Annotated in this window: 17 protein-coding genes; 13 read left to right on the top strand and 4 right to left on the bottom strand. The window is 32.7% G+C overall.

Going from position 1 to position 17,887, the window contains the following annotated elements:
• Positions 1-5: 5 nt before the first annotated feature.
• Positions 6-458 (top strand): RES family NAD+ phosphorylase, encoded by a 453-nt coding sequence (locus KKQ79_RS05335; RefSeq protein WP_213189247.1) that lies wholly within the window; start codon positions 6-8, stop codon positions 456-458.
• Positions 459-463: 5 nt separating this feature from the next.
• Here the strand turns inward: KKQ79_RS05335 and KKQ79_RS05330 are convergent, their stop codons facing one another.
• Positions 464-1,300 (bottom strand): ion transporter, encoded by an 837-nt coding sequence (locus KKQ79_RS05330; protein WP_213189246.1) that lies wholly within the window; start codon positions 1,298-1,300, stop codon positions 464-466.
• A 140-nt stretch (positions 1,301-1,440) separates the two neighbouring features.
• Between KKQ79_RS05330 and KKQ79_RS05325 the strand changes: the two genes are divergently transcribed.
• The 7 genes from KKQ79_RS05325 to KKQ79_RS13965 all read left to right on the top strand — a co-directional run bounded on the left by KKQ79_RS05325 (position 1,441) and on the right by KKQ79_RS13965 (position 8,647).
• Positions 1,441-2,538: a Nif3-like dinuclear metal center hexameric protein gene (locus tag KKQ79_RS05325; RefSeq protein WP_213189245.1), complete on the top strand. Its 1,098-nt coding sequence runs from the start codon at positions 1,441-1,443 to the stop codon at positions 2,536-2,538.
• Between the two features lie 3 nt (positions 2,539-2,541).
• Complete coding sequence (locus KKQ79_RS05320; protein WP_104793683.1) at positions 2,542-3,321, top strand: zinc ribbon domain-containing protein; 780 nt, start codon at positions 2,542-2,544, stop codon at positions 3,319-3,321.
• A gap of 69 nt (positions 3,322-3,390) precedes the next feature.
• Entirely contained in the window at positions 3,391-3,870 is a 480-nt protein-coding gene (locus KKQ79_RS05315) for a PH domain-containing protein (protein WP_213189244.1), read from the top strand.
• A gap of 7 nt (positions 3,871-3,877) precedes the next feature.
• Positions 3,878-4,690: a 3-deoxy-8-phosphooctulonate synthase gene (kdsA, locus tag KKQ79_RS05310; RefSeq protein WP_213189243.1), complete on the top strand. Its 813-nt coding sequence runs from the start codon at positions 3,878-3,880 to the stop codon at positions 4,688-4,690.
• A 397-nt stretch (positions 4,691-5,087) separates the two neighbouring features.
• A complete protein-coding gene (locus KKQ79_RS05305; protein ID WP_213190685.1) occupies positions 5,088-7,226 on the top strand; it encodes a TonB-dependent receptor plug domain-containing protein in 2,139 nt (712 codons plus the stop codon).
• Positions 7,227-7,247: 21 nt separating this feature from the next.
• Positions 7,248-7,817: a helix-turn-helix domain-containing protein gene (locus KKQ79_RS13970; protein WP_430982093.1), complete on the top strand. Its 570-nt coding sequence runs from the start codon at positions 7,248-7,250 to the stop codon at positions 7,815-7,817.
• Positions 7,805-8,647, top strand: coding sequence for an IS3 family transposase (locus KKQ79_RS13965; protein WP_430982099.1), 843 nt, complete (start codon positions 7,805-7,807; stop codon positions 8,645-8,647). The genes KKQ79_RS13970 and KKQ79_RS13965 overlap by 13 nt, the downstream gene beginning before the upstream one ends.
• A 50-nt stretch (positions 8,648-8,697) precedes the next feature.
• Here KKQ79_RS13965 and KKQ79_RS05295 read toward each other — a convergent pair whose 3' ends face one another.
• The 3 genes from KKQ79_RS05295 to KKQ79_RS05285 all read right to left on the bottom strand — a co-directional run bounded on the left by KKQ79_RS05295 (position 8,698) and on the right by KKQ79_RS05285 (position 11,986).
• Positions 8,698-10,050: an MATE family efflux transporter gene (locus tag KKQ79_RS05295; protein WP_213189242.1), complete on the bottom strand. Its 1,353-nt coding sequence runs from the start codon at positions 10,048-10,050 to the stop codon at positions 8,698-8,700.
• 16 nt (positions 10,051-10,066) lie between these two features.
• Positions 10,067-10,897 carry a twin-arginine translocase subunit TatC gene (gene tatC, locus KKQ79_RS05290; protein WP_213189241.1) on the bottom strand — a complete coding sequence of 277 codons (831 nt, stop codon included), beginning with the start codon at positions 10,895-10,897 and terminating at the stop codon, positions 10,067-10,069.
• Positions 10,898-11,026: 129 nt separating this feature from the next.
• Positions 11,027-11,986, bottom strand: a complete 960-nt coding sequence (locus tag KKQ79_RS05285; RefSeq protein WP_213189240.1) for a KpsF/GutQ family sugar-phosphate isomerase — start codon at positions 11,984-11,986, stop codon at positions 11,027-11,029.
• 134 nt (positions 11,987-12,120) lie between these two features.
• Here KKQ79_RS05285 and recQ point away from each other — a divergent pair, with 134 nt between their 5' ends.
• The 5 genes from recQ to KKQ79_RS05260 all read left to right on the top strand — a co-directional run bounded on the left by recQ (position 12,121) and on the right by KKQ79_RS05260 (position 17,877).
• Positions 12,121-14,322 carry a DNA helicase RecQ gene (recQ, locus tag KKQ79_RS05280; protein ID WP_104793677.1) on the top strand — a complete coding sequence of 734 codons (2,202 nt, stop codon included), beginning with the start codon at positions 12,121-12,123 and terminating at the stop codon, positions 14,320-14,322.
• 89 nt (positions 14,323-14,411) lie between these two features.
• Positions 14,412-14,615 (top strand): hypothetical protein, encoded by a 204-nt coding sequence (locus KKQ79_RS05275; protein WP_213189239.1) that lies wholly within the window; start codon positions 14,412-14,414, stop codon positions 14,613-14,615.
• A 215-nt stretch (positions 14,616-14,830) separates the two neighbouring features.
• Positions 14,831-16,234, top strand: coding sequence for a dihydrolipoyl dehydrogenase (gene lpdA, locus KKQ79_RS05270; RefSeq protein WP_213189238.1), 1,404 nt, complete (start codon positions 14,831-14,833; stop codon positions 16,232-16,234).
• Between the two features lie 330 nt (positions 16,235-16,564).
• Complete coding sequence (locus KKQ79_RS05265; RefSeq protein ID WP_213189237.1) at positions 16,565-16,999, top strand: VOC family protein; 435 nt, start codon at positions 16,565-16,567, stop codon at positions 16,997-16,999.
• A gap of 41 nt (positions 17,000-17,040) precedes the next feature.
• A complete protein-coding gene (locus KKQ79_RS05260) occupies positions 17,041-17,877 on the top strand; it encodes a CvfB family protein (protein ID WP_213189236.1) in 837 nt (278 codons plus the stop codon).
• Positions 17,878-17,887: the final 10 nt, after the last annotated feature.

Raw genomic sequence — 17,887 nt, 5'->3', positions numbered from 1 at the left:
CAGAAATGATTGTTTTTAGACTTTCAAAAGCACAATTTGCCAATGATGTATCTGGAAAAGGAGCTGAATTGGTTGGAGGAAGGTGGAATAGCAGAGGAAATGCTATGCTGTATACTTCTCAAAGTATTGCGCTTTGCGTTACAGAAATTGCAGTTCATGTTCCGCTTGGAATTTTACCAAAAGATTATCAATTGGTACATATTGAAGTTCCTGATGAAGATTTTTTAGAATTGAAAAGATTACCAAAAGATTGGCAAACATTTCCGCACTCTAATTCTACTCAAATGTTAGGAGATAAATTTCTGAAAGAGCAGAAATTTTTGGTACTGAAAGTTCCTTCTGCTACGGTTCAAGGTGAATTTAATTATTTGATAAATCCGAGACATAAAAATTTTAATCAAATTAAAATTTTGAAAATAGAAAGTTTTAGTTTTGATGAAAGGCTATTTAGAAGATGATAAGTTTATTTTAATTCCATAAGTTTTTCGCCACAAGTCTTGCAATATCTTGCATCTTCATCATTTTCACTATTTCCACATCTGTCGCAAAGTCTAGTTTTGGCCATTTTTCTTCTCATTTCAGAGGTTACAATTCCTGTAGGAACCGCAATGATGCTATAACCGCATAACATTAAAATGACGGATAAAAATTTTCCTAAAGGAGTGACTGGAGAAATATCACCATAACCAACTGTAGTAATTGTTACAACTGCCCAATAAATAGACGTAGGAATGTCTATAAATCCGTTATTTCCGTTTTCTATAACAAACATCAGTGAACCAATTATAGTCACTAGAATCATTATGAAAAGAAGGAAAATATAAATTTTTCTAGAACTATTTTTTAGTGCTTGAACAATGTATTGGCCGTCATTCATGTAATCTAATAAATTGAGAACTCTAAAAATTCTTAGCATTCTCAAGAGTCTAATCATAGAAAGAAACTTGGTGAATGGGAAAAATAAGCTCAAGAAAAACGGAAGAAGTGATAAAAAATCTATAATGCCTAAAAAACTGAAAATATAATCTTTTTTGTTTTTAACCACAGAAATTCTCAGAATATATTCTATCGTAAATGCAATGGTAATGAGCCATTCAAGGCTTACCAAAAGAGAATGATAATGTTCGTCTACTTTTTGAACACTTTCCATCATAACAATGAAAGTGCTCAGGATAATCATCAAAAGAAGCAATAAGTCAAAAATCTTTCCTGATGGAGTATCAGAAAAATAGATAATCCTGAAAATTTTCTTTTTCCAAGGAGTATCTTCTGCAATTAAATTATGTTCTCTTTTTTGCATTTTTAGAAAATTAAGTGTTTTAATCAAGTGACAGCTTCCTCTTGTCAAAAATAAGAGAAATATTTAGATTTCAAGAAGATAAAAGTAAGAATGAAATTGTATTTTTGTATGACTTAATTTTTCAGAAATATTATTTGAAAATGATTTTAAAAGAATTTACTTCAGAATTAGATAAACTATTTTCGCTTAGACAAGCTGAAGATTTTGATAATGTAGGTTTGCTTTGTGGTAAACCAACTCGCGAAGTTTCTGGAGTTTTGGTTTGTCATGATGCGCTAGAAAACGTTGTAGATGAAGCTATTTTGAAGAATTGTAATGTGATTGTAACGTTTCACCCAATTATTTTTTCTGGGTTAAAATCCATCACTGGCAAAAACTATGTAGAACGCGCAGTCCTAAAAGCCATCGAAAATAAAATTGCGATTTATGCGATTCACACAGCGTTTGATAATGATTATTTCGGAGTGAATTATAGAATCTGCAATGAATTAGGCTTGAAAAATCAAAAAATTCTGATGCCAAAGTCAGAAAATCTTTTGCAATTGGTGGTTTATGTTCCTTCTGAATATTCAGAAAAGGTGAAAAATGCTTTATTTGAAGCAGGTGCAGGAAATATTGGTTTCTATGATGAATGCAGTTTTTCGGTGAAAGGAAATGGAACTTTCAGACCGATTGAAGGTTCTAATCCATTTTTGGGAACTTATAATGTGAGAGAAAATACTGATGAAGAAATGATTTCTGTGATTTTTGAAGGTTTCAAAAAGAATCAGATTTTGTCTGCGATGAAATCTGCGCATCCTTATGAAGAAGTAGCGTATCAACTTTATGCTTTAGAGAATGACAATCAATACGTTGGCTTAGGAAGATACGGAGAATTAGAACAAGAAATGGAAGAAAAATATTTCTTAAAATTCGTGAAAGAAAAATTCAATTTAGAAGTGATTCGTCATTCTGAGTTTTTGAATAAAAAAATCAAAAAAGTAGGCGTTTTAGGTGGAAGTGGAGTCAGTGGAATTTCGGCAGCAAAAGCTTCTGGATGTGATGCTTACTTAACGGGAGATGTAAAATACCATGATTTTTTCCAAAGCGAAAACCAAATGATCATCTGTGATATAGGACATTTCGAGTCAGAACAATTTGTTACTGAGCAATTAGTTGAGATTTTGTCGGAAAAATTTCCTACATTTGCATTCTCAAAATCCACAGAAAAAACCAACCCTGTAAATTATTTCTTTTAAGATATGGCAAAAAAAACTGTAGAAATTTCAGTAGAAGAAAAATTAAGAGCCCTTTATGATTTACAAATCATAGACTCTAGATTAGACGAAATCCGCAATACAAGAGGTGAATTACCAATTGAGGTAGAAGATTTAGAAATCGAAATCGAAGGTCTTAACAAGAGAGCACAAAAATTCGAAAACGAAATTAAAGACTTAAATGATGACATTAATAACAAAAAAGAAGTTATTAATCATTCTAAATCTTTGATGGAGAAATATAAATCTCAACAAGACAACGTAAGAAATAATAAAGAATTCGAAGCGCTTGCTAAAGAAATCGAATTTCAGGATTTAGAAGTTCAGTTAGCTGAAAAGAAAATCAAAGAATTTACTGCAAAAATCGCTCACAAAAATGAACTTTTAGATGAGTTGAAAGGTAAAATCGGAGAGCTAGAAAGTCACTTAAACTTCAAGAAAAACGAACTTGATGCTTTAATTTCTGAAACTCAAAAAGAAGAAGATTATTTATTAGAAAAATCTAAAGAATTTGCAGAAAAAATAGACGAAAGATTATTAGCTTCTTACAAAAGAATTAGAAATAATTCTGGAAACGGATTAGCAGTAGTAGGTCTAGAAAGAGGTGCGCCAAAAGGTTCATTCTTTACCATTCCGCCACAGAAACAAATGGAAATCGCTCAGCGTAAGAAAATTATCATTGATGAGCATTCTGGTAAAATATTGGTAGACGATGAGTTGGTAATGGAAGAGAATGAAAAAATGGCTTCTATCATTAAATTCTAAAAATGTTAAATCAATATAAATTCCGTTCTTTTTGAGCGGAATTTTTTATTTTTGCCTAAAGCTAATGATATGAAAGAATTTGCGAATGCCAAAATGGATAAATGGACTTTGTTTTACACCATTTTATACATTTTTTTCTCTATTGGAATGGTGATTTTTATGTTTAATACAGATGCACCTAAGTTCGCATTAATTACTTTGGGTAGCATTCTTTCTGGAGCTTTTATTTTTGCTTATTTCATGATTCCCAAAATCAGTTTGGGTGAAAATGCAATCCATGTAAAAAATGCTTTTGTTAATTTTAAAATTTCAATCCAAGATATTTCTTATGTTGAAAAAGTAGAAAAACTGGGATTAAACATCAGAACATTTGGAGCAGGAGGCGTTTTTGGTTATTTTGGTTATTTTAATGGCAATGATGTTTGGTACGTAACCAATATTTATAAAAAAGTAAAAATTACCATGAAATCTGGGAAAATCTATATGTTTTCACCAGAAAATACAGAAGATTTTATTCAACAAATCACAAACCTAAAATCTAAAATTTAAAGTTATAATGATACAATTACTTGATAAAATTCATCACAAAGATTCTAAAAATTTTTTTTTAATTGCTGGTCCTTGTGCTATTGAAGGCGAAGAAATGGCATTTGAAATTGCCGAAAAAATTGTAAAACTTTCAGATAAATATAAAATTCCTTACATTTTCAAAGGAAGTTTTAAAAAAGCCAACAGAAGCAGAGTAGACAGTTTCACAGGAATTGGCGACGAAAAAGCTTTAGAAATTATCAAAAAAATAGGAGAACATTTTAATATTCCTACTACTACAGATATTCACGAAAACGCTCATGCAGAACTCGCAGCTTCTTACGGAGTAGATGTTTTACAAATCCCTGCGTTTTTGGTTCGTCAGACTGATTTAGTAGTGGCTGCAGCAAAAACAGGGAAAGCCGTAACTTTGAAAAAAGGACAGTTTCTTTCGCCAGAATCTATGAAATTTGCAGTGCAAAAAGTCTTAGATTCAGGAAATGACAAAGTGGCGATTATCGAGAGAGGAAATTCTTTCGGATATACAGATTTGGTGGTAGATTTCAGAGGAATTCCTACCATGCAACATTATGCGCCAGTGATTCTAGATGTAACGCACTCTCTTCAACAGCCTAATCAAAATTCAGGAGTAACAGGAGGAAGACCAGAATTGATAGAAACCATTGCCAAAGCTGGAATTGCAGTAGGAACAGACGGAATTTTCATTGAAACACATCCAGATCCTTCTTGTGCAAAATCAGACGGAGCAAATATGCTAAAACTGGATTTGCTTGATGATTTATTAGGAAAACTAACCAGAGTAAGAGAAGCAATCTTATAATATTGAACCAAGCATTTTTGCTTGGTTTTTTCTTTCGAAAAAACACAAAAAATTACTAAAATTTACCATTGAAATAATTCTTTATCAATTTGATTAAATTTTATAAATTTATCCTTTAAAATATAACCTTTTGAAAAAGCTCATATTATTCTTAGTTCTTACATTTCCAGTCTTCATTTTTTCTCAAATTAATTTGAAAATTTTAGACGATAACGGAAGTCCAGTTTCTGATGTAAAAGTCACTTATAACAATCAAAACTTTACCACAAATGTGCAAGGTTTTGTTAAAATTCCCGTAGCTGAAACAGAACAAGTATTGACGGCAGAAAAGGAATCTTATGTTTCTTTTACCAAGAAAATCAATCCTAAATTAAGATACCAAAACTTAAATGTTTTGATGGTACTTTCCATTAAAACCAAAGAAATTAAAGAGATTACCTTCCGTGGAAAAGGAAAACCAAAGAATACCGATCTTACTTCTCTTGAAATTTCTGCAAAACAAGCTCAGATTGTAGCTTCGCTTTCTGGTGGTGTAGAAGGTTTGATTAAGTCTTTGCCTTCGGTAAATTCTAATGCAGAATTGTCATCGCAATACATGGTGAGAGGTGGTAATTATGATGAAAATTTAATTTACATCAATGATATTGAGATTTACAGACCATTTCTTGTGAGAAACTCTTTGCAAGAAGGAATGAGCATCATTAATCCAGATATGGTTTCTATGATTAACTTTTCTGCAGGTGGTTTCGAAGCGAAATATGGTGATAAAATGAGTTCTGCGCTGAATATTTATTACAGGCAACCTTCAAAAACCGAAATCTCTGGTGAGGCAAGTCTTATTGGCGGAAGATTGTCTCTAGGTTTAGCTTCTAAGAATAAAAAATTATCTGCTTTATTCTCAGGAAGATACAGAAACACCAATTTGGTTCTGAATACGTTGAATGAAGATACAGATTTTAATCCTCAATATTTTGATTTTCAATCGTATATCAATTATTACATCAATGATAAATGGTCGGTTTCATTTTTAGGATATTGGTCGAAAAATGACTACGAAATGATTCCAAACTACAAAGAAGTAGATTTTGGAACCGTACAACAGCCGATAAAATTATTGGTAGGTTATGAAGGAAAAGAAGATGATTCTTATAAAAACATGATGGGAACTGCTTCTATCACTTATAAACCAAGCAAAAAATTAAGTGTTACGCTAGATAATTTTGCCTATCAAAACAGAGAAAGAGAATATTATACTATTGCTTCAGGTTATTTATTGCAAACCTTTGATCCTGTGACTGGAGACCCGAATTCTAGTTATGATGCAGGCGGACAAATAGATCATGCAAGAAATGATTTATTAGCAAGAACGTATGGAAGTCAATTGAGAGTAAAATTTTCTCCAAATGCCAATACTGATATAGAAGTAGGTGCAAAATTCGAGAAAGAAATGCTGAAAGATCTTACGAATGAATGGCAATTGGTAGATTCTTTAGGTTACAGTACACCGAGAACTTATTTGAATCCTGGAGTTTTAGACGCGTCTGATTTAAAATTGAAATACAATATTTCTGGAAATAACGAAATCAATCCTACGAGAATTTCTGGTTACGCTCAGTTTTCTAAAAAATTATATTGGGAAGAAAACAGAGTGTTCATCAACGGTGGAGTAAGAGCGCAACAATGGAGTTTTAACAAAGAGACTTTAATTTCACCAAGAGCACAATTCGCGATAAAACCAGATTGGGATGCAGATATGCTTTTCAGAATTTCTGGAGGAATTTATTATCAAGCGCCATATTACAAAGAAATCAAAGATTTAGACGGAACATTTAATGAAAATATTAAAGCTCAGAAATCCATTCAACTTATTTTAGCGAATGATTATGAGTTCAAAATGGTAGAGCGACCATTTAAATTGACCACAGAATTATATTACAAAAAAATGAATGATTTAATTCCGTATTATATTGATAATGTTAGAATTAGATATTCAGGAAAAAATAATTCAGAAGGTTATGCTTATGGAGTTGATACCAGACTGTTCGGTGAATTTGTCCCAGGTGTAGATTCTTGGATTTCTGTAAGTTATGCCAGAGCAAAAGAAAATATTGATGGAAGAGGCTATATTGCAAGACCAACTGACCAAAGATTTAGATTTTCTATGTTTTACCAAGATTACATGCCGAAATTCCCAAGCATGAAAGTTAATCTTACCTTATTATTTGCAAGTGGTTTACCAAATGGAGCTTCATTATTTGCAGACCCTTATGAATACACTAAAACTTTACCTTCTTACAAACGTGTTGATATTGGTTTAGAAAAAGTTTTCATTGACCAAAAAGACAATAAAGCAACAGGTGATTTCTGGAGAAAATGTAAAGAGTTATCATTAGGTGTACAAATTTTCAATGCTTTCAATATTAATAACACTATTGCTAATCAATGGATTACCGATGTTAATTCAAGTTATATTTATCCAGTTCCTGTAAGATTAACGGGTAGATTTTTTAATGTTAGGTTAAACTTTAAGTTTTAATAAAAAGAAAGTCTTGAATGTTTGGACTGCCCCCAAAAAGTTAGACACTTTTTAGGGGCATTTTTTATGGGGAAAAGTAAATATTCATTAGACTTTAAATTAAAAGCTATAAAGAGATATCACAAAGGGGATATTGGAACAGACGATTTAGGAAAACGCATTGGAGTTTGTGGTTCCTTGGTTCGTAAATGGATAAAATTTTATGAACTTTATGGAGTTTCAGGACTTGTTCGGCTTTCCAATACGCATTACACAAAAGATTTTAAATTAAAGATTTTATCAGTAATTGAGAAAGAGAATTTAAGTTTAAAAGAAGCGTCGAGAAGGTTTAATATTCCTGCGGAGTCCAGTATTCTTAGTTGGCAGCGTAATTACAAAAAAAATGGTATTTTAGGTTTAGAAAACATACCCAGAGGAAGACCTAAAACCATGAGTAATTACACGCGAAAAAAAAAGAAAACAGGCAAACCCTTAACAAGGGAGGAAGAACTGTTGGAGAGGATTTATTATTTAGAAGCCGAGAACGCCATTTTAAAAAAGTTAGACGCCTTAATTCAGGAAAGGAAAAATCCAAAGCCATCGAAGAGTTAAGGCAGGACTTTGATTTAGCAGTACTACTGCATTGTACATCGATGGCAAGAAGCAGTTTTTATTACTATCAAAAACGCTTTCAAATGAAAGATAAATATGCGGAAATAAAAGAAATGATTAAGCAGATTTATCATCGTCACAAAGGAAGGTTGGGCTATAGAAGAATTACTTTGCTTTTGAAAGAAAAAGGAATTTTGATTAATCACAAAACTGTTTTACGACTTATGAAAATATTAGGTTTAAAGAGTATTATCCGAGTGAAGAAATATAAATCTTACAAGGGAGAGCAAGGGAAAATTGCGCCCAATGTTCTACAGAGGAATTTCAAATCGGACACTCCTAATCAGAAATGGGCAACCGATGTTACAGAGTTTAATGTATCGGGTAATAAACTTTATCTATCTCCAATCATCGATTTATTTAATGGTGAAATTGTCAGTTTTGACTTATCTGAAAGACCTGTGTTTAGCCAAATCATCAGAATGCTAAAGAAATCATTCAGAAAAGTAAAATCTACACAAAACATCATTCTACATTCTGATCAAGGTTGGCAATATCAAATGAAACATTACCAAAACTTGTTAAAAGAAAAAGGTATTATTCAAAGTATGTCCCGAAAAGGAAACTGTTTGGACAATGCGGTGATAGAAAACTTTTTTGGAACGATAAAATCAGAAATGTTTTATGCCAGAAAGTTTGGTTCCATTCAGGAACTTAAGATGGAAATAGTGAAGTACATTCACTATTACAACAATGATAGAATAAGACTCAATCTCAAAGGAAAGAGTCCGGTACAGTACCGAACTCTTTCCTTTGAAAATATTGTTTAATTTTGTCTAAACTTTTGGGTGCAGTCTAGTTCTTCAAGACTTTTTTATTTTTAGTTGGACTGAGCTTTAATTCTTTTCTCCGAGAGATTTCTAAATCTTATCACCAAAAGCACCGCAGAAATGGTAAGTCCAATTCCCAGAGCTATCCACATTCCGAAAGCACCCATTTTCATAGGAACCGTAAGATAATAACCTAATGGAATAGTAATCACCCAATAAGCGATAAACGTAAGAATTGAAGGAATTTTCACATCTTGTATTCCTCTGAGACAACCAAGTGCAGTCACTTGAATTCCATCTGATAATTGAAATAATGCTGCGATAATCATCAATTGAGACGCCAATTCTACTACAGCAATGTCTTCTTTTTTGGTGAAAAATGTTGGTAAAACATCTTTTCCAAGAATAAAAACCAATCCGCACATTAACATAAAGATAAAAGCGATTTTTAAGTTGTTAAAACCAACTTTTTCTAGATTTACAAAGTCTTTTTCGCCTAATTTTCTTCCAATCATTACCGTAGAAGCTACACTGAATCCTACACAAAGATTAAACGTGAAACTCGCCATAGAAAGGGCAATTTGATGTGCTGCAATGTCTTTTGCAGAAATCAATCCACAGATAAAAGCTGCACCAGCAAAAGCTGTTACCTCAAAAAATAATTGCAATGCAGTAGGAAAGCCCAATCTGATTAGTTTTTCGAACATTTCTTTGGTGAAATCCTTTATTTTCAGAGAAAAATCTTTGATGTATCTTCTCGTTTTTTCTTCTTTAATCAATACATAATACAAGAAAACCATCATGGCAACTCTTGCAATAAATGTAGCCCAAGCTGAACCAGCAACTCCCATTTTAAAATGCTCTATAAACACATAATTGAGGATTACGTTAATAATATTTGCAAAAATGGTCGCTTTGGTTACTCCAATCGTAAAAGAAAGTCCTTCTGAAACTTCTCTCATCGTTTGAAAAATCATAAATGGAATAATACTCAAGGTGACGATGGAAAGAAAGGTAATAGTATCGGGTAAAATTTCTTTTGGTTGATTCAAATATGGCATAAGTGGAATGATTCCAAAAATCAAAAGCATTAAGACAAAAGCCAAAATGATATTTACCACAAATCCGTGTCGGAAAATGCTGTTAATTCTGTTGTGATCATGTTGAGAATGCGCTTCGGAAACCAATGGCGGAATCGCCAATGAAAAACCTAGTCCAAAGATGAAAATAGAGAAAAACATAGCGTTTCCTAGAGAAACTGCTGCCAATGCTTTTGCGCCGAGAAGTTTCCCCACAATAATGTTATCAAACAAGTTTACAGAAACTTGCCCTACTTGTGTAAGCATTACTGGGAGCGCAAGTTTTAAGGTTTCTTGCGTAAACTGTTTATTGAGAAATTTCATTTTTTAAGTTTAAAGGTTAAGCGTTTCTTTTGGCCAATTCTTTTTGTTCTGCTTTTTGAATTTTTTTGTAAACATAAATGCTCATCAAAACACTGAATTCATACAAAACTAAAAGCGGAAATGCTGCAGCCAACATACTGAAAACATCTGCAGGAGTAACAATTGCGGCAACTACCATAATGACTACAATCGCGTGTCTTCTGTACGTTTTTAAAAATACAGGCGTCAAAATTCCTATCGTTGTCAAAAAATAAACGACTACTGGAAATAAGAAAACCAATCCCATTCCTAAAACCACTTGCAAAAATAGAGTAGTGTAATCTGATAAATCAAATAATTGCGTGATAGAATCTGAAATGGTAAACAATAATCCGAAATTTATTGCTAATGGAAGGATAAGATAATAACCAACTAAAGCTCCTATTAGAAATAAAATCCACACAAAATTAATCACAAAAGATGAATTTTTTCTTTCTTTGGGATGAAGTGCTGGACTGATGAATCTCCACAATTCCCAAATAATATAAGGAAGAGCCAAAACCATTCCTCCGAAAATAGAAACAGACATCATTACATCAAATTGTTGCAATAATTTTTTCTGTTGAACTTGAAACGTATCTGGCAAAACGAAACTTTCGTGACCAAAAAATTCCTGAGAATAATGATTGATCACTCTAAAAGTAATAAAATCATTTTTGGTAGGTGCAAAAAACACATTATCCATAATCCAGTTAATATTGAAACCTACAATTAAAGCTCCAATAATAATTGCGATAATACAACGAATAAGATGCGATCTTAGTTCACCTATATGTCCTAAAAAGGACATTTCTTTCTCTTCTGCCATATATTTTAGTTCCGAATTTTCGGATTTTATTTTTTATTATTTAAACTTACAGTTTAATTCTTTCTTGTACAAAATGTTTTAGTTCTTGACTCTTGGCTCTTGATTCTAGATTCTAGATTCTTGTCTCTTCTAGTTAATTCCTTCATCTAACAATCTATGTAAATCGATAATTCCGAAATAATTTCCGTTATCAGTTACAATCAATTGACCGATATTGTTTTGCTTTAAAACAGTCATCGCTTCTTTTGCAAGCGCATTTTTGTCAACCGTTTTTGGGTTTGCAGACATTAAATCTTTTGCTAAAATTCCGGTAAGATTTTCAGTTTTTAGAAGCATTCTTCTTAAATCTCCATCGGTAATTACACCAACTATTTTTTCTTGGTCTGTTACCACCGTTATTCCATGCTTAGAGCTTGAAATAGAAAAAATTACATCTTTTATGCTAGAATTTACTTCAACTAAAGGTCTTTGCTCAGAAACGAATTGTTCTACTCTTGCTGTTAAGTTTTTTCCTAAACTTCCACCAGGGTGAAACTTGGCAAAATCTTGGTCTTTGAAATTATTCAGTTCCATTAAACAAACCGCTAAAGCATCACCAATGGCCATTTGAACCGTAGTAGAACTTGTTGGCGCCAATTTATTAGGACAAGCTTCCACTTTTACCGAAGAATCTAAAACCACATCAGAAGCTTCTGCCAATTTAGATTTTACATTTCCTGTCATCCCGATGAATGCCGAAGAATAATCTTTCAAAAATGGCAATAAATACACTACTTCTGGCGAATTTCCAGAGTTAGAGATGCAAAGCACCACGTCATTTTTTTGTATCACGCCTAAATCTCCGTGAATTGCTTCCGCAGCGTGTAAAAACTGAGAAGGAGTACCTGTAGAATTTAAAGTTGCTACAATTTTGTTTCCTACGTGTGCAGATTTACCGATGCCTACTACAATCAGTTTTCCTGTAGAATTATTGATGATGTTTACGGCTTTTTCGAATTGTTCATTAATTCTATTTTTAAGCGATTCTAGCTCAGTAACTTCTACTGCAATAGCGTTTTTGGCAAGGCTAATAATGTCTATTTTTTCCAAAATACAATTTCTTAGATTTATTTATTTTTCAGAAGACAAAAATTAAGATTTTTAAAATTTTTAAAAATTTTCAAATCTCATTAAAAAGTTTTATCTTTGGTAAGATGCAAATTTAGTAAAACTTACTTGAACAGATGAAGACTAAACATGAAGATTTAACAAGTGCACTAAAAAAATATTTCGGATTTTCTACTTTTAAAGGAAGACAAGAAGAAATTATTTCCACTTTATTAAGTGGTAATGATGTTTTCGTATTAATGCCAACTGGCGGTGGTAAATCGTTGTGTTATCAACTTCCTGCACTTCTTTCAGAAGGAACTGCTATTGTAGTTTCTCCGCTGATTGCTTTAATGAAAAACCAAGTAGATGCCATTAATGGTATTTCTGCCGAGGAAGGAGTAGGTCATGTCCTGAATTCTTCTCTCAATAAAACCCAAACAAAACAAGTTTTTGATGACATCAAAAGCGGCAAAACCAAGTTGCTCTACGTAGCTCCAGAAAGTTTAGTAAAAGAAGAATACCTTAATTTTTTAAAAGAAATAAAAATTTCTTTCGTAGCGATAGACGAAGCGCACTGTATTTCGGAATGGGGACATGATTTCCGTCCAGAATACAGAAATCTCAAATTAATTATTGATAAAATTGCAAAAGTTCCTGTAATTGCATTAACTGCAACTGCTACACCTAAAGTTCAGGATGATATTCAGAAAACTCTAGGAATGAACAATGCATTGGTCTTTAAAGATAGTTTTAATAGACCTAATCTTTATTACGAAATTCGTCCTAAAGTAAATGTAGACAGAGAAATTGTAAAATTTATCAATCAACACAAAGGCAAATCAGGAATTGTTTATTGTCTCAGCCGAAGAAAAGTAGAGGAATTTTCTCAGTTATTGCAGGTAAATGGAATCAATGCATTACCATATCACGCTGGTCTTGACCAAAAAACCAGAGTGGCGAATCAAGATAAATTCTTGATGGAAGAAGCAGATGTAATTGTAGCTACCATTGCTTTCGGAATGGGAATTGACAAGCCAGATGTAAGATTTGTCATTCATTATGATATTCCAAAATCGCTAGAAAGTTATTATCAAGAAACAGGTAGAGCTGGTAGAGATGGAGGAGAAGGTCATTGCCTTGCTTTTTATGACCCAAAAGACATTGAAAAATTAGAAAAATTCTTAGCTCAAAAACCAGTTTCTGAACGTGAAATCGGACTTCAACTTTTGAATGAAGTAGTAGGTTACGCCGAAACTTCTATGAGCAGAAGACAATATTTATTGTATTATTTCGGAGAAGAATTTGACCCAATCAATGGTGATGGTGCTAAAATGGATGATAATTCTGTAAACCCGCCAAAACTGAAAGACGCTTCTAAAGATTTGAAAAAAGTCTTAGAAATCGTAAAAGATTTGGAAGAAAAATTCAGAACTAAAGATTTAATTTCGATTATTTCGGGTAAAGAATCTGCAACTACCAAAGCTTACAAATTAGAGAATTCTAAACATTTCGGAATTGGGAAATCTGAAAATGACAATTATTGGAAATCTATTATCAGACAAGCTACTGTACAAGGTTATTTGACTAAAGATATAGAAACTTACGGCGTTCTGAAACTTTCAGACAAAGCTAAAAATTTCCTTTCAGGAAAAGAAACACCAGAATTTATGATTGCCGAAGATAGAGAATATGATTTGGCAGCGATTGCAGACGCAGAACAAGTTCAGGTACAAGCTGGAGGTGGTCTTGACCAAAATCTTTTCGCTCAGTTAAAAGAGTTGAGAAAAAAAGTAGCCAAAAAACATGGCATTCCACCTTACACGGTTTTCATGGATCCAAGTTTGGAAGATATGACTGTACAATATCCAATTTCGGTAGACGAAATTGCAAAAGTTTACGGAGTTGGTGAAGGAAAAGCTAAAAAATACGGAAAAGAATTTGCAGAATTCATCGCGAAATATGTAGAAGATAACAATATTGAGAGAACTCAAGACATGGTGCTGAAAACAGTTGCCAATAAGTCTTCGCACAAAGTTTTTATCATTCAAAATACCGACAAAAAAATAGATTTAGAAGACATTGCCAAAGCGAAACATCTGAGCATGGACGATTTGCTTTCTGAAATGGAATCTATTGTTTATCAAGGAACTAAACTCAATATAGATTATTACATAGAAGAAAATTTTGACGAAGATATTGTAGATGATTTTATGGATTTTATGAAAGAATCCGAAAGTGATTCTATGAAAGTTCTTTTAGCAGAATTTGGTGATGATTTAACGGATGAAGAAGTAAGGATGCTCAGAATTAAGTTTATTTCTGATGTTGCGAATTAAGTAATTGAAAATATCTAATTCCCACAGATTACACAGAAAACACAGATTAATTTCTGTGAAAATTTGTGAAATCTGTGGGAAAATAATATATGAAAAAAATCCTTCCAGATCTTAATGCAGGTGGTGCAGAACGCATTGTGACTACCATTGACAATCATTTGCCCGGAGTAGAAATCTTAGAACAAAATCACGATTCGGAAGCGATTAAAAATTCAATACAATCTAGATTTTCTAAAGAAATGATTTTAGAGAAATATTTTGAGGTTTTTGAAAGTATTGTTTCTCACAGATAACACAGATTTTCACAGAAAAATTTAACGAATGTTTAAAATCTTATAAATCTGTGCATCTAATAGAAATAAAATCAATTTGAAAAAAAAATTAAGTATTAATTTAAAAATCATATCAATTTTTTTTTATCAATTCAAATTTGTAAAATCTGTGCAATCTGTGAGAGAAAAATTCCGTATTTTAGCAAAAATTAAGTTTTAATAAAAAATAATATAAAATGTCACAATTTGATGTTACTGTAATTGGTTCAGGACCTGGTGGTTACGTAGCTGCATTAAGATGCGCACAATTAGGCTTCAAAACTGCTCTTATCGAGAAATATTCTACTTTGGGAGGAACTTGCTTAAATGTAGGTTGTATTCCGTCAAAAGCGCTTTTAGACAGCTCAGAACATTTCGAAAATGCAAAGCATAATTTTGCAAATCATGGAATTATTATCAACGAACCTCAAGCTGATTTGGCAAGAATGGTGGCTCGTAAAAACGAAGTAGTAGACCAAACTACCAAAGGAATTAATTTCTTGATGGACAAGAATAAAGTAACTGTTTTTGAAGGTTTAGGAAGCTTCGAATCTGCTACTCAAGTAAAAGTAACGAAAAATGATGGTTCTTCTGAAATTTTAGAAACCAAATATGCAATTGTTGCTACAGGTTCTAAACCATCTACTTTGCCTTTCATCACTATAGATAAAGAAAGAATTATCACTTCTACGGAAGCGTTGAATTTAAAAGAAATTCCAAAACATTTAGTAGTAATTGGCGGTGGTGTAATTGGTCTAGAATTAGGTTCTGTTTATTTGAGATTAGGTTCTCAGGTAACCGTTGTAGAATATATGGACAAAATTATTCCTACAATGGATGGTGCTTTGTCTAAAGAATTGACTAAAGTTCTTAAAAAACAAGGTATGAAATTCATGCTTTCAACAGGAGTTCAATCGGTAGAAAGAAATGGAGATTCTGTAAAAATTACAGCGAAAGACAAAAAAGGAGAAGAAGTAAGTGTAGAAGGAGATTATGTTTTAGTTTCTGTAGGTAGAAAACCATTCACAGAAGGTCTTGGATTAGAAAAAGCTGGAGTAGAATTAGACGAAAGAGGAAGAGTAAAAGTAAACGACCATTTACAAACCAATGTTGCCAATATTTATGCAATTGGTGACGTAGTAAAAGGAGCTATGTTGGCTCACAAAGCGGAAGAAGAAGGCGTTTTCGTAGCTGAAACTTTGGCAGGTCAAAAACCACACATCAATTATAACTTAATTCCAGGAGTTGTTTACACTTGGCCAGAAGTTGCAGGAGTGGGTAAAACCGAAGAGCAATTAAAAGAAGAAGGAGCAGCTTATAAAGTAGGTTCTTTCCCAATGAGAGCACTTGGAAGAAGCCGTGCTTCTGGAGATATTGACGGATTAATTAAAATTTTGGCTGATGAAAAAACAGACGAAGTTTTAGGCGTTCACATGATTGGTGCAAGAGCTGCAGATTTAATTGCAGAAGCTGTAACTGCTATGGAATTCCGTGCAAGTGCAGAAGATATTTCTAGAATGTCTCATGCGCATCCTACTTATGCAGAAGCGATTAAAGAAGCTGCATTAGACGCTACAGGAAAACGTGCGCTTCACATGTAATTTTTGATTGAAAAATTTAAAAATTAAATATTTAAAAATAAAAGAGAAGTTTCGGCTTCTCTTTTTTATTTGGGCAGCAATTTCCTCGTTCCGCTCCCGCTTTTTTGTTTCGCTTCGCTACACAAAAAGAGCTCCGCTCAACTCGGGCTGCAATTCGGTTATCATTTAGAAAATTTCTGCAACTTTTTTTTGTACATTTGATTTTATATGTTTCTTGCAGATTACGCAGATATTGCAGATAATTGAAAATAAAAAATCTGTTTAATCAGCCAAATCAGCGAGAGAAATTGAAAAATTCTAAAATATCACTATTTCAAAAAAATTAAAAATATGATTACAAAACCTATATTTCCATGTCTTTGGTACGATGGAAAAGCCAGAGAAGCTGCAGATTTTTATTGCCAAATTTTCCCTAATTCTAAAATCCTTTCAGATAATGGAATGGTCGTAAAATTTGAACTGAACGGAAGAGAATTCATGGGATTAAATGGCGGTCCGAATTTCAAATTTGATGAAGCCGTTTCTTTTTGTATAGAATGCGAAACACAAGAAGAAATAGATTACTACTGGGAAAATTTACTGAAAAATGGAGGACAGGAAAAAGTTTGCGGTTGGCTTACAGACCAGTTCGGAATGTGTTGGCAAGTCTATCCAAAGATTTTAGTTGATATGATGAATGACGCCGAAAAAGCACCAAAAGCTGTAGAAGCATTTCAGAAAATGGTAAAATTTGATATACAAGCTTTACTTGATGCTGTGAAATAAAACCTTACCTTTGCAAAACTTACCAATTATCAATTATAAAAATGCAGTTAGGAAAAACTCAAACTTTAAAAATCGCAGAAAAAAATACCTCTGGACTTTTCTTAGAATCTCAAACCGGTGAAAGAGCTTTTTTGCCTAAAATTTTTGCAGACGAAAATGCAGAAATAGGCGATGAAATATCAGTTTTCGTGTATCAAGATGATTCTGCTTTGAAAGCTACTTCAGAAATTCCGCTTTGCGAAGTAGGAGAGTTTGCAGTGATGACTTGCGTGCAATCTTTGCCAAGTGGCGCTTTTATGGATTGGGGAATTATCAAAGATTTATTTATTCCGTACAAACAACAAAAAGGTAAAATCCTCGAAGGAAAACGTTATTTGGTGTACGTTTATGTAGATGATGTTTCAGACAGAATTACAGGAACCACTAAGTTTAAAAGAAATCAATCTTACGATAATGTTCCTTTCAAAAAAGGAGAAGAAGTAAACCTTATCATTGCAGGAGAATCAGAAATTGGGTTCAATGTAGTGGTGAATAAAAAATATTTAGGCTTAATTTATACTTCGGATGTATTTAAAAAATTATATCCACTGTCTGAAGAAACAGGCTACATCAAAACCATCAGAGAAGACGGTAAAATAGATGTTACGCTTCAGAAACAAGGTTATGAAAACAATCATGATGAATTTCAACAAAAAATTCTTCAGAAATTAGAAGAAAATTACGGAATTCTTTATCTCTCAGACAAATCAGAACCCGAAGAAATAAAGCAAGAACTGCAAATGAGTAAAAAGAATTTCAAAAAGGCAATTGGCGGTTTATATAAAGACCAAGTCATAGAAATTCTGGAAGACAAAATCAGACTCATCAACGAAGAATAAAACAAAAAGA

It is taken from the genome of Cloacibacterium caeni, assembly GCF_907163125.1.
In the GTDB taxonomy this organism is placed as follows: Bacteria; Bacteroidota; Bacteroidia; order Flavobacteriales; family Weeksellaceae; genus Cloacibacterium; species Cloacibacterium caeni_B.
Note: the sequence above shows the minus strand (reverse complement) of the source record. Positions and strands in the feature narration are given on the sequence as shown.